Source organism: Bacillus sp. JK62, assembly GCF_053663455.1.
This window is the reverse complement of the sequence record NZ_JBSJQA010000007.1, coordinates 114,163-127,123: the sequence shown is the minus strand read 5'-3', so window position 1 is coordinate 127,123 and position 12,961 is coordinate 114,163. Positions and strand designations below refer to the sequence as shown.

General features: G+C 48.2%; 11 protein-coding genes and 1 pseudogene. 8 read left to right on the top strand and 4 right to left on the bottom strand.

The annotated features are described in order from the left end of the window. The first annotated feature begins 18 nt into the window (after positions 1 to 18). Positions 19 to 918 (top strand): SDR family oxidoreductase, encoded by a 900-nt coding sequence (locus ACWJJ4_RS17420; protein ID WP_454021832.1) that lies wholly within the window; start codon positions 19 to 21, stop codon positions 916 to 918. Between the two features lie 47 nt (positions 919 to 965). Here the strand turns inward: ACWJJ4_RS17420 and ACWJJ4_RS17415 are convergent, their stop codons facing one another. Continuing rightward, entirely contained in the window at positions 966 to 2,033 is a 1,068-nt protein-coding gene (locus ACWJJ4_RS17415) for a glycosyltransferase (RefSeq protein ID WP_025649929.1), read from the bottom strand. A 158-nt stretch (positions 2,034 to 2,191) separates the two neighbouring features. Here ACWJJ4_RS17415 and ACWJJ4_RS17410 point away from each other — a divergent pair, with 158 nt between their 5' ends. From ACWJJ4_RS17410 to ACWJJ4_RS17400, 3 genes are all read left to right on the top strand, one after another. After that, a complete protein-coding gene (locus tag ACWJJ4_RS17410) occupies positions 2,192 to 4,081 on the top strand; it encodes an ABC-F family ATP-binding cassette domain-containing protein (RefSeq protein WP_070081491.1) in 1,890 nt (629 codons plus the stop codon). A 188-nt stretch (positions 4,082 to 4,269) separates the two neighbouring features. After that, positions 4,270 to 4,692 carry a MerR family transcriptional regulator gene (locus ACWJJ4_RS17405; RefSeq protein WP_017419084.1) on the top strand — a complete coding sequence of 141 codons (423 nt, stop codon included), beginning with the start codon at positions 4,270 to 4,272 and terminating at the stop codon, positions 4,690 to 4,692. 63 nt (positions 4,693 to 4,755) lie between these two features. Then, complete coding sequence (locus tag ACWJJ4_RS17400) at positions 4,756 to 5,940, top strand: MFS transporter (protein WP_317859688.1); 1,185 nt, start codon at positions 4,756 to 4,758, stop codon at positions 5,938 to 5,940. Positions 5,941 to 5,983: 43 nt separating this feature from the next. Here ACWJJ4_RS17400 and ACWJJ4_RS17395 read toward each other — a convergent pair whose 3' ends face one another. After that, the gene (locus ACWJJ4_RS17395) at positions 5,984 to 7,540 is read right to left on the bottom strand and encodes an ABC-F family ATP-binding cassette domain-containing protein (protein ID WP_003155656.1); all 1,557 of its coding nucleotides are present in this window, start codon (positions 7,538 to 7,540) and stop codon (positions 5,984 to 5,986) included. A gap of 171 nt (positions 7,541 to 7,711) precedes the next feature. Here ACWJJ4_RS17395 and ACWJJ4_RS17390 point away from each other — a divergent pair, with 171 nt between their 5' ends. Both ACWJJ4_RS17390 and ACWJJ4_RS17385 read left to right on the top strand, forming a co-directional pair. Beyond that, positions 7,712 to 8,842 (top strand): DEAD/DEAH box helicase, encoded by a 1,131-nt coding sequence (locus ACWJJ4_RS17390; RefSeq protein ID WP_003155655.1) that lies wholly within the window; start codon positions 7,712 to 7,714, stop codon positions 8,840 to 8,842. Between the two features lie 72 nt (positions 8,843 to 8,914). Then, positions 8,915 to 9,362: pseudogene (locus ACWJJ4_RS17385) on the top strand (GNAT family N-acetyltransferase). A 52-nt stretch (positions 9,363 to 9,414) separates the two neighbouring features. Here the strand turns inward: ACWJJ4_RS17385 and ACWJJ4_RS17380 are convergent. Both ACWJJ4_RS17380 and ACWJJ4_RS17375 read right to left on the bottom strand, forming a co-directional pair. After that, entirely contained in the window at positions 9,415 to 10,434 is a 1,020-nt protein-coding gene (locus tag ACWJJ4_RS17380; protein ID WP_317461770.1) for an NADP-dependent oxidoreductase, read from the bottom strand. A 128-nt stretch (positions 10,435 to 10,562) separates the two neighbouring features. Then, a complete protein-coding gene (locus ACWJJ4_RS17375) occupies positions 10,563 to 10,913 on the bottom strand; it encodes a DUF3212 family protein (protein ID WP_050515827.1) in 351 nt (116 codons plus the stop codon). A gap of 191 nt (positions 10,914 to 11,104) precedes the next feature. Here ACWJJ4_RS17375 and ACWJJ4_RS17370 point away from each other — a divergent pair, with 191 nt between their 5' ends. Continuing rightward, positions 11,105 to 11,452: a general stress protein gene (locus ACWJJ4_RS17370; RefSeq protein ID WP_003155650.1), complete on the top strand. Its 348-nt coding sequence runs from the start codon at positions 11,105 to 11,107 to the stop codon at positions 11,450 to 11,452. 163 nt (positions 11,453 to 11,615) lie between these two features. Beyond that, positions 11,616 to 12,881 carry a pectate lyase family protein gene (locus ACWJJ4_RS17365; RefSeq protein ID WP_033574969.1) on the top strand — a complete coding sequence of 422 codons (1,266 nt, stop codon included), beginning with the start codon at positions 11,616 to 11,618 and terminating at the stop codon, positions 12,879 to 12,881. Positions 12,882 to 12,961: the final 80 nt, after the last annotated feature.

The following is a 12,961-nucleotide window of genomic DNA, read 5'->3' as shown; positions in this document are numbered from 1 at the left end:
GATAAAGGAGAGTCTTGTATGTCTGATGCAAATCTGCACAACCCGCTGACGAAATATGATCATGATGAATTTCCAAAACAATATCAAGAATCGCCCGGTTTGCAGAAAGAGATGAAGCCTGTGCCGGACTGCGGTGAAACAAGCTATAAAGGAGCCGGCAAGCTGAAGGGAAGAAAAGCCCTCGTCACCGGCGGCGATTCAGGTATCGGCCGGGCCGCCGCAATTGCTTATGCCCGGGAAGGGGCGGATGTGGCCATTAACTATCTGCCTGAGGAACAGCCGGATGCAGAAGAAGTGAAAGCGTTAATTGAAAAAGAGGGAAGAAAAGCCGTTCTGCTGCCGGGAGATTTAAGCGATGAAGCGTTTTGCGGAGAATTGGCGGAAAAAGCGTATCAAGAGCTTGGCGGTCTTGACACGCTCGCTCTTGTCGCCGGCAAACAGCAGGCAGTGGATGATATCAGCGATCTTACTACAGAACAAATCTATCAAACATTTGAAGTCAACGTATTCTCGCTGTATTGGCTCGTCAAAGCCGCGCTTCCGTATCTGCCGGAAGGCGCGTCTATTATCACGACAACGTCCGTAGAAGGGTATAATCCAAGCCCGATGCTGTTGGATTATGCCGCGACGAAACATGCCATTATCGGTTTTACCGTCGGCCTAGGAAAGCAGCTGGCGAATAAAGGAATCAGAGTCAACTCGGTAGCGCCGGGGCCGATCTGGACACCGCTGCAGATTTCAGGAGGACAGCCCGGTGAAAACATTCCGAAATTCGGCAAGGAAACACCGGCCGTTCCATTACAGCGTGCCGGACAGCCGGCGGAGCTGGCAGGAATTTATGTCTTTTTGGCCTCAGAAGAATCGAGTTATGTGACATCCCAAATTTACAGTGTAAGCGGAGGAATTCCGACAGCGTAATCAAAAAGGAGCTGCCCTTCATACGGGGGCAGCTCTTTTTTTCGATGTTATGTGCCGAGGACGTTTTGATTATACAGGACACTCGGATGTGACGGATGATAGGAGGCTGCTTTGTCGTTATGAATCTTCGCTTTTTCTCTGTCGCCGAGCTGCCAGTGGCAGACGCAGAGCTGCAGATGGGGGTACCAGGTGGAATATTCGAGCTGGGTAAAGCCTGCATCACTGCTTTTGGCGGATAGGGCGAGCTCATACCAAAACACGCCCTGCCGGTATTGCCGTTTCTCCGCAAAATAGTCGCCGAGCCTGCAGCAGAACTCCGGCCGCGGACAATCGATCAGAAATGATTTTAAGAGAGACGTCATGGCGGCCTCTTCATGGCCGACCGCCCTGTAGCAATCGGATAGATATTGGCACGTTCTGATCTCGTCTTCGATCCAGCACTGTTTTGTGGAAAGAAAATGGTGATAATACGTGATGGCGCGCTGATACTGGCCGTGATCCTTTAATTCATTCGCGAAGTAAAACAAATCGCGCGGTGTCATCGTTTCACTGTTTTCCGCCATTTTCTCATAAATCTTCAAGTTGCGGTCTGAGGGAGGCGAGTGCTTTTTCTCGGATTTCCGGTGTGTGACGGCAATATCGGTTTCTATGATGTTTCCGTATACCTCAAGATACTCATGCACGGCTCCGATCCAGCGGAATCCTTTTTCACGCTTGACGAGTCGGTTGCGGCGGTATCTGAAGCTGACCTCTCCCCGATCATCAAAGCCGACGTGATAGTACATGGATACCGCGTCCACCTCTTTTGAAAGCGACGCCTTCAGTTCAATCAGCTTTTCACGGTCCTTTTCCGTCAGCATATCGTCGGCGTCCAGCCACAGAATATAATCCATTTCCGCTTTCGAAAACACAAAATTACGGGCGGCCGCAAAGTGATCGATCCATTCAAAATCATAAATCTTATCCGTATAACGGGCCGCGATTTCTTTCGTCCGGTCGGTCGAGCCCGTATCAGCAATCACAATTTCATCCGCAATGTCTTTGACGGAATCAAGACAGCCCGCAAGCACTTCCTCTTCATTTTTCACGATAACGCACAAACTGACGCTGATCATGTCATCACCTCTTCCCCTCCAGTGTATAAAAGGAGAGGCGGAAACATTCTTCGGACAAAATGATCTCTTCCAAGAAATTTGTCTGTCCTTTTACTAGTTTTATTCCAGCGCCTGATTTAAAATGAACACATGAACTTACGTGAGGATTGATAGGAACCATGAGCATCATAAAAGCGGAAAACCTTTATAAAACATACGGAGATAAGACATTATTCGACCATATCTCCTTTCATATTGAAGAGAATGAAAGAATCGGTTTAATCGGCCCGAACGGAACGGGGAAGTCTACGCTTCTGAAAACCATTGCCGGCCTTGAATCAACGGAGGAAGGCGAGATTACGGCTTCAGGAAACGTGCATATTGAGTTTTTGCATCAGGACCCTGAGCTTCCGGCCGGACAAACCGTTCTTGAACATATTTATTCCGGCGGATCAGCCGTCATGAGAACGATGAGAGAATACGAAAAAGCGCTTCAGGCGCTGAATGAAGAACCGGAAAATGGCCAGCGCCAGAAACACCTGCTTGATGCGCAGGCCCAAATGGACGCGAATGATGCGTGGGAGGCGAATACGTTAGCCAAAACGGTTTTAACCAAACTTGGCGTCACCGATCTGATGAAGGATGTCAGCGAGCTGTCCGGCGGCCAGAGAAAGCGCGTCGCGATTGCGAAAAACGTCATCCAGCCGGCTGACCTGCTCATTTTGGATGAACCGACAAACCACTTGGACAATGAAACGATTGAATGGCTGGAAGGCTACTTATCGCAATATCCGGGCGCCGTTATGCTTGTCACGCACGACAGATATTTTCTGAACAGGGTGACGAACAGAATTTACGAGCTTGAGAGAGGCAGCCTTTATACGTATAAAGGAAACTATGAAGTATTCCTGGAAAAACGGGCCGAACGGGAGGCGCTGGCAGAGCAGAAAGAAACAAAACGCCAAAACCTCCTGCGCCGCGAATTGGCGTGGCTCAGAAGAGGAGCGAAAGCGCGCTCGACGAAACAAAAAGCGAGAGTGGACAGAGCGGAGGCGCTCAAGGAGCAAAAAGGGCCGGCAGTCTCCGGATCACTCGATTTCGCGATCGGTTCCCACCGTCTCGGAAAACAAGTAATCGAAGCCGATAACGTCGCCATTACCTATAACGGCCAAGCGCTGATCAGCCAGTTTAATGAGCTTGTCATCCCGGGGGAACGAATCGGCATCATCGGGCCGAACGGAATCGGGAAAACGACACTTTTAAACAGCCTCGCCGGCAGAATTCAGCCTGACAGCGGCAATATCACCATCGGGCAGACGGTCCGGATCGGCTACTACACCCAGGATCACAGCGAAATGAACGGCGATATGAAAGTCATTGAATATATAAAAGAGACAGCTGAAATCGTCAAAACGGCGGAAGGCGATGTCATCACCGCGGAACAAATGCTTGAGCGTTTTCTGTTCCCGCGTCCGATGCAGCAGACATATATCAGAAAGCTGTCGGGCGGGGAAAAACGCCGTCTGTACTTGCTGAATGTACTGATGCAGGAGCCGAATGTGCTGTTTTTAGATGAGCCGACCAATGATCTGGACACAGAAACATTAAGCGTGCTCGAGGATTATATCGAACAGTTCCCGGGCGTCGTCATCACCGTATCCCATGACCGCTATTTCCTTGACCGCGTCGTGGACCGCCTGATTGTATTTGAAGGACACGGCATCATTTCCCGTTTCCAAGGTTCGTACAGTGAATACATGGAACAAGCAAAAGCGAAGAAGACGGCGGTAAAACAGCCGGCCGAAGAAAAAAAGGCGGAAGAAGAGCCGAAGAAAAAGCGCAAAAAGCTTTCGTACAAGGATCAGATCGAATGGGACGGCATCGAAGACAAAATCGCCGGCCTTGAAGAAAAGCATCAGCGTCTGGAAGCGGAAATCGCTGAAGCGGGAAGTGATTTCGGAAAGATACAAGAACTGATGGCCGAACAGGCAAAAACGGCTGAAGAGCTTGAAGCGGCGATGGAACGCTGGACCGAATTGTCACTGATGATTGAAGAACTTGAGAATTAAGAAAAGCCGGTACGGCCCCCGAGAAGAAGGCGGGTCATACCGGCTTTTTGTTTTAAACAAATGTCTCCCGGCGCTTTAAAGACAAAGGTTCCGTCCAAGCCAAGTTTATTCGGCATAAAAAGTTTACGTTTACGTTAAGGTTCAAATGGTGTATAATAGAAACAGATACGACAAGAGGGGGATTCACCTTGGAATGGATGAAGATTGATCAAGTTGCCAAGCGAAGCGGATTGACAAAACGAACCATTCGTTTTTACGAGGAGATTGGTTTGATTCCTGCTCCTAAACGGACAGAAGGCGGCGTCCGGCTTTACTCTGAAGATGATATGGAGGAGCTCGAAAAAGTCACCAGCACTAAAGAAGTGCTCGGTTTTTCCCTTCAGGAGCTTCAGCAGTTTATGGAGATGAGCCGTCAGCTGGAATTAAACAAAGAGGGGTACTTGTTGTCACTGGATCCGAAGGAACGGAAAGAAAAGCTGGAAGAGATTCAGCACGCTTTGAACCACCAGCTTGAGATGATTGATGAGAAGATCAGCACATTTCAGCATTTTAAAACGCGCCTTAACGGAATGAAAGAACAAGCTGACCGCGCCATTCAATCAATCGAATGATTTTGCTGTAAACGCTATGGATATAGCGTTTCTTTTAATGGATAAAACAGGAGGTTTGGTCAAATGGATACATCATCACAACAGAAAACAGGCTTATTCAGCCAGCCGAAAGCCGTTTGGGCGGTTGCGTTTGCCTGTGTGATTTCCTTTATGGGAATCGGTCTTGTCGATCCGATTCTTCCGGCGATCGCCGCACAATTACATGCTTCACCTAGTGAAGTATCTCTGTTATTTACAAGTTATTTGCTCGTTACCGGTTTTATGATGTTTTTCTCCGGCGCGATTTCCAGCCGGATCGGCGCAAAATGGACGCTGCTTCTCGGACTTATTTTTATCATCGTGTTTGCCGCTCTCGGCGGAAGCTCAAGTTCAATCGCTCAGCTTGTCGGCTATCGCGGCGGCTGGGGGCTTGGGAATGCTCTCTTTATTTCAACCGCGCTTGCCGTCATCGTCGGGGTATCTGTCGGCGGCAGCGCCAAAGCGATTATTCTGTATGAGGCCGCGCTCGGACTGGGAATTTCCGTCGGGCCGCTTGCCGGCGGAGAGCTAGGCAGCCTTTCATGGCGCGCTCCGTTCTTCGGAGTGTCTGTCCTGATGTTTATAGCGCTTTGCGCGATTTCACTCATGCTGCCGAAGCTGCCGAAACCGGCGAAACGCGTCGGTGTGTTTGATGCGATGAAGGCGCTCAAATATAAAGGCCTTTTGACAATGGCAGTATCTGCATTCTTATACAACTTTGGATTTTTTATTTTGCTTGCTTATTCTCCGTTCGTGCTGGATTTAGATGAACACGGCCTTGGATATGTCTTCTTCGGCTGGGGGTTATTCCTGGCAATTACGTCAGTCTTTACGGCGCCGCTCGTGCACAAAGCGCTGGGCACAGTGCGTTCGCTCGTCGTTCTCTTTATCGCCTTTGCGGCCATTCTCGTTATTATGGGGGTCTGGACTGACCATCAGACGTTGATCATTACATGTATCGTTGTTGCCGGTGCCGTTCTCGGTATGGTGAATACGATCATGACAACCGCTGTGATGGGTGCTGCGCCGGTTGAACGTTCAATCGCGTCTTCAGCCTACAGCTCAGTCCGCTTTATCGGCGGTGCGCTCGCTCCGTGGATTGCGGGAATGCTGTCAGAACACTTCACCGCAAGCACTCCATATACAGTAGGCGGGATCGTCGTTTTTGTAGGCATGCTTGTCCTTCTCATGGGACGCAAACATCTCGCCGGAATAAAAGCCGGACATTAAGAAAAAAAGGAACTTCCGCACGGGCGGGAGTTCCTTTTTGTGTTTACAGCACTTTTGTCGTCCAAGACTCACAATTCCATGTTTCCGTCGCGATATCCATGTAAAACTCGGGTTCGTGGGAAATCAGCAGAATGGAGCCTTTGTATTCTTTCAGCGCGCGTTTCAGCTCTTCTTTCGCATCGACATCCAGGTGGTTTGTCGGTTCGTCAAGCACAAGTAGATTTGTTTCTGAATTGATCAGCTTGCACAGTCTGACCTTCGCTTTTTCTCCTCCGCTGAGAACGGAGACGCGGCTTTCAATGTGTTTGGTCGTCAGGCCGCATTTGGCGAGGGCGGCGCGGATTTCGTACTGGGTAAAGGAAGGAAATTCGCTCCACACTTCTTCGATGCACGTATTGTTATTGGTTTCTTTCACTTCCTGCTCGAAATAGCCCGTGTATTGATGCTCGCCGCGCTCCACCGTGCCTTCCAGCGGCTGGATTTCACCGAGCAGGCTTTTTAACAGCGTCGTTTTCCCGATGCCGTTTGCGCCGTACAGGGCGACTTTCTGTCCGCGCTCCATTCTGAGATTGAGCGGGCGTGACAGCGGAGTATCGTAGCCGATGACTAAGTCCTTCGTTTCAAAAATGAGCTTGCCTGACGTTCTCGCAGGCTTGAAATGGAATTCCGGTTTCGGTTTTTCGGCCGCCAGTTCGATCATATCCATCTTATCAAGCTTTTTCTGACGGGACATCGCCATATTTCTCGTGCTGACGCGGGCTTTGTTGCGGGCGACGAAATCTTTCAGCTCAGCCACTTCCTGCTGCTGTTTTTTATAGGCGGCTTCGAGCTGCTGTTTTTTCACTTCGTAGACTTCCATAAACTGATGATAATCACCGACATAACGCGTCAGCTCTTGATTTTCCACATGATAAATCAAATTGATTACGCTGTTTAAAAACGGAATGTCATGGGAAATTAAGATGAACGCATTTTCATATTCCTGCAAATAGCGTTTCAGCCATTCAATATGCTGTTCATCAAGGTAGTTCGTCGGTTCGTCCAACAGAAGGATTTCCGGCTTTTCCAAAAGCAGTTTGGCGAGCAGCACTTTCGTCCGCTGTCCGCCGCTTAAATCAGTGACGTCGCGGTCTAGGCCGACTTCCTGCAGGCCGAGGCCGCGGGCGATTTCTTCAACTTTGCTGTCAATCACGTAGAAATCATTGTTTGTCAGGGCGTCCTGAATGACACCGACATCTTCAAGCAGCTGCTCAAGCTCATCAGGGTCCGCTTCGCCCATTTTGTTGTAAATCTCGTTCATTTCTTCTTCCATCGCAAATAAGTAATGGAACGCATCCTTCAGCACGTCGCGGATCGTTTTTCCTTTTTCAAGCACGGTATGCTGATCGAGATAGCCGACACGCACGTTTTTCGCCCATTCAACCTTACCCTCATCAGGCTCAAGCTTTCCGGTAATAATATTCATAAACGTTGATTTACCTTCGCCGTTTGCTCCGATTAAGCCGACGTGTTCCCCTTTTAAAAGACGGAACGATACATTGTTAAAAAGCGCACGGTCACCGAAGCCGTGGCTTAAATCTTTTACGGATAAAATACTCATCATTACACCTCTATCGTTATCAGACACGCTTTTTTTATCATGTGTCTTTCTCATTTATGATTATAAAGGAGGAGACCGTTTGTTAAAAGGCTTGGAAGGAAAAAGAAAATTGCGTTTGCCGCGTGCATTTGAGATACTATGGAGTAGATTTTAAGAATTGAGGAGAACGACATGACCCAAACATGGCCATTTTTACAGCATACACAACCATTTATCGCCGAAAACTGGGAGGCGTCAGGCTTTCAGGAGCCGACCGTTATTCAGGAAAAAGCCGCTCAGGTGATCATGGAAGGGAAAGACGTCATTGCCGAATCCCCGACGGGAACGGGAAAAACATTGGCGTACACGCTTCCGGTTCTGGAGCGGATCAACCCGGAACAGAAACATCCGCAAGTGATCATTTTAGCGCCGTCCCGCGAGCTTGTGATGCAGATTTTTCAAGTGATTCAGGAGTGGAAAAAAGGCTCCGATCTTCGCGCTTTGTCTTTGATCGGCGGGGCAAACGTGAAAAAGCAGGTGGAGAAGCTCAAAAATAAACCGCATATCATTGCAGGCACACCGGGCAGGGTGCTCGAATTGATTCAGGCGAAAAAGCTGAAAATGCATGAAGTCAAGACGATCGTTCTTGATGAAGCGGATCAGCTCGTGACGAAGGAACACCGCGAAACGATGAAAAAAATCATTAAAACGACGCTGAAAGACCGACAGCTTTTAAGCTTTTCCGCTACGCTGCAGCCGGAGACAGAAGAGGTGCTGAATGCCATCGCACATGAACCGGCCGTTTTGAAAGTGGAGCGGAATACGGCGGAAAAAGCGCGCGTCACGCATCAATATCTCGTCTGCGATCAGCGGGATAAAGTAAAGCTTTTGCAAAAGCTGTCACGGCTGAACGGCATGCAGGCGCTCGTGTTTGTCAGAGATATCGGAAATTTAAGCGTCTATGCGGAAAAACTCGCCTATCATCACGTGGATCTCGGCATCCTGCACGGAGAAGCGAAAAAAATGGAGCGGGCAAAGATATTATCAGCGTTTGAAGGGGGAGAATTTCCGCTGCTTCTGGCGACTGACATAGCGGCGCGCGGACTTGATATCGATGATCTTCCGTACGTCATTCACGCAGACATCCCGAATGAAGACGGATATATCCACAGATCCGGCCGGACGGGGCGGGCCGGTAAAGAAGGAACCGTACTCAGCCTTGTCACGCCGATGGAAGAATCCAAATTGAAAAAAATGGCCAAATCACTCGGAATTGAGCTGAAAGAGGCCGTTTATTCAGGCGGAAAATTATCTGAGAAATAAGAAACGGAGGGCGGGAAGCCCTTCTTTTTTATTGTGAAATAATAGAAAAGGTTCAGGCGGGGGAGTGGGAAGATGGGTTCAATAGACCGATTTCAAATATTGAAGGAACGTGGGCTGGAAATACTCGAACACTGGTTTAAGAACGATAACATCAGACGGAGAATGGATGCGATGCTGCCATTAGACGCGTGGTATGCACGATTGAATAAAGATGAAGACGATACTGTCATTATGGCATATGACGGGCAGCTTCCGGCAGGTATAGTCTCTATAGAGTTTGTGGAGGAACGGGCGTATATCGGATTGATCGTCAATCCTTTGTACCAGCTTCAAGGGTACGGAAAACAGATCTTGCAAAAACTGCTGACTGATCCTGGGTTTACCAGCGTGTAGGAATGGGCGGCAAGCATCGAAAAAAGACAATCAAATCAGTTTAGCCTGCTTTCAAGCAGCGGGATTCAATTTGAAAGATACGGAGCCTGATGAAGACGGCTTTCTTACTTTGATTCTTCGCGGCTGATGCGAAAAAGCAGAAAAGGAGGGGACAAAGCCCTCCTTTTTTCATCATCATGTTAACTTAGATCACTGACTTTGATGATCTGTTTGCCTTTGTTTTCTCCTTTAAACAGGCCGAGGAACGCGTCAGGAATATAGCTGAATCCTTCCGTAATCGTTTCTTCATAATGAAGCTTCCCGTCCTTGAGCCATTCGGCCAATTGTTTCGCGCCTTCGGAAAAGCGGTCAGCATAATCACCGACGATGAATCCCTGCATCAGCGCTTTTGTTTTGATCAGCTTCGGCTGTACGCGGGGGCCCATGTCTTCCTCTTCACTTTCGGTATTATATGAAGAGATCGCTCCGCATACCGGAATGCGGGCGAATTCATTCAGCAGGTTTATCACCGCATCTGAAATCGGTCCGCCGACATTGTCAAAATAGACATCGACGCCGTCAGGGCATGCCTGTTCAAGCGCTTTTTGAATATCATCCGCCGTTTTGTAATTAATGGCTTCATCAAATTGAAGCTCCTCTTTCAGATACGCGATTTTTTCGTCAGAACCGGCGATGCCGACAACCCGCGCGCCTTTGATTTTTGCAATCTGCCCGACTGTTGAGCCGACGGCGCCCGCAGCCCCTGAAACGACGACGGTTTCGCCCTTTTTCGGACGGCCGATATCGAGCAGCCCGAAGTAAGCGGTCAGTCCGGTCATCCCTAAAATGCCGAGATACGCCTGGGCGGGTGCGATATCCGTATCCAACTTGCGGAGGGCGGACTCATTGACGGCTGAATATTCCTGCCATGCGAGATTTCCGATCACAACATCTCCTTTTTTCAGCTTATCGCCGTCTGTCAGAACTTCGGCAATCACTCCGCCTGTTATGGCTTCATCTAAAGCGAACGGCTCTACATATGATTTTGTATCCTGCATCCGTCCGCGCATGTACGGATCAACGGACACATAACTCGTTTTCACAAGCACTTCGCCGTCTTTCGGTTCGGGAACGGCAATCGTTTCAAAGCGGAAATCGTCATGGACGGGAACGCCTTTAGGGCGTCTTGCCAATTGAATCTGCTGCTGATTTTTCGGCATGATGCATCCTCCTTCAACATGAGTGTTTGTTCCAAATGTAACACGAACCATTTCCCGAATACAAAATCAAACCGTCCGCCGGCAACAAAAAAAGAAGGGCCAGGGCCCTTCTTTCCTTATATGCGTATTTAAAAGAATAACCGGTACACATCGGTGTTTTTCTCATGTTCCAAATATTCATAGGCATTCGTTTTTGAAGAATGAAGCATGTCAGCGGTAATGACGGGCTGAAGCGCGGTCAGATAAGAACCCAGCTTATTTTCAATTTCTTTCGGCAGAACGGATTCGATATCACCGATATTGATAATGATAGAGAAAACGAAATCGATATTAATATGAAAAGTATCTTCAGCAAAGACCGTAAGCTCTTTTATTCCATCCGGGCAGCGGGTATGCCGGCGGAATACCTGCTTCACTAAATCACTGACAACCCAAGCGTTAAATCGCTGTTCCGGTGAAAAGTAATGAATAGGAACCACCTCCCTGCTTAATCGGCTCATGAAGATTTTTATTTTTCTGATAAATGTAGCTTTCCCTACTGTAACATGTCCCGCCGGAAAATATCCACCGACAATCTGCCCGTTTTTTCCCGGAACTCTCTTTCTTTTGTTTGACCTTTGGTTGAGCGGGTAAACATCCAATATACAAAAACAAAAGGGAGGACTTATCAATGAAACCGGTAGTAAGAGAATATACAAATGATCAAAAACTGATGCAGGACGTAAAAGAGCTTCAGCAATTGGGTGTCGCAAAAGAAGACGTATATGTGCTTTCTCATGATGACGACAGAACGGACCGCCTGGCAGATAATACTGATGTCAATACCATCGGAGCGAAAGAAACGGGCATTAAACACGCGGTCGGCAATATGTTTAATAAAAAAGGCGACGAGCTCCGCAACAAAATTCACGAAATCGGCTTTTCAGAAGAGGAAGCATCACAATTTGAAAAGCGCTTAGATGAAGGAAAAGTTCTTCTGTTTGTCACGGATAACGAAAAAGTAAAATCATGGGCGTAAGCTGAACAGATCCCAAGGGGTTTTCGGTCCCTTGGGATTTTTTTGCGGTTTCCGCAATAAAACCGAAAGGCACATGCTGTACATTTTCGGTGCCGTTTCTCAACTGATTTGGTAGAATTCAATTGTAATAAATTGGAATGAAAAATCAGGAGGAGCTCAATTCATGAAAAAAATGTTATTTATGCTGGCGGTTTGTTTATGTATGATCCCTGCGGACGTCTATGCCGCTGACCTGGGACGGCAGACGTTAGGAACAAATGACGGCTGGGGAGCCGCTTCCGGCGGGACAACCGGCGGCGCGAAAGCCTCTTCATCGAATGTCTACACCGTATCAAACAGACAGCAGCTCGTTTCTGCATTAGGGGGAAGCGCCAACAGCACGCCGAAGATTATTTACATACAAGGCACAATCAATATGAATACGGACGACCGGAATAAAACGCTCGGCTTTAATGATTATAAAGATCCGGCATATGATCTCAACGCTTATCTGAAGGCGTACGACCCGGACAAATGGGGGAAAAAAGCGCCGTCAGGCACCCAGGAAGACGCCAGACAGCGATCTCAAAAAAACCAGAAAGCACGGGTCGTGATTGACATTCCTTCAAATACGACGATCATCGGTTCGGGTTCAAATGCCAAAGTGACAGGCGGAAGTTTTAATATAAAGAACGGCGTCGACAATGTCATCATCCGCAACATTGAATTTCAAGACGCTTACGACTATTTTCCGCAATGGGACCCGACGGACGGCAGCAGCGGCAACTGGAACTCGGAATATGACAATATCACCATTAACGGCGCGACGCACATCTGGATCGATCATTGCACCTTTAATGACGGATCGAATCCCGACAGCGGTTTTCCTTACTATTACGGGAGAAAATATCAGCACCATGACGGCCAGACGGATATAGCCAACGGGGCGAATTATATTACATTGTCCTATAATAAATATCATGACCATGACAAAGGCTCCGTCATCGGAAACAGCGACAGCAAGACGTCGGATGAAGGAAAACTGAAGGTGACCACTCACCATAACTATTACCAGAACATCGTCCAGCGCGCACCGCGGGTCCGGTACGGGCAGGTTCATATTTATAATAATTTTTACGCAGGCTCTAAAAGCGCCGCATACCCGTTCAGCTATGCGTGGGGCGCGGGCCACGCGTCAAAAATATATGCCCAGAATAATGTCTTTGAAGTGCCGGGACTGGCTGCTGATAAAGTCATCAGCGTCTTCAGCGGCGGAAAAGCGCTTCATGAAGACGGCACTCTTTTAAACGGCGCCGCAATTAACGCGTCAGCCGCCAACGGATTAAGTCAGTCCGTCGGCTGGACACCGTCATTGCACGGTTCCATCGGCTCATCATCAAATGTAAAATCAGATGTTATATCTAAAGCCGGGTCGGGTATATTAAAATAATAAACAAGAAGCACAAAGGAAAATATTCCTTTGTGTTTTTTAATTAACAAAAACGTTTATTAACTTAGTTAAGTAGTAAA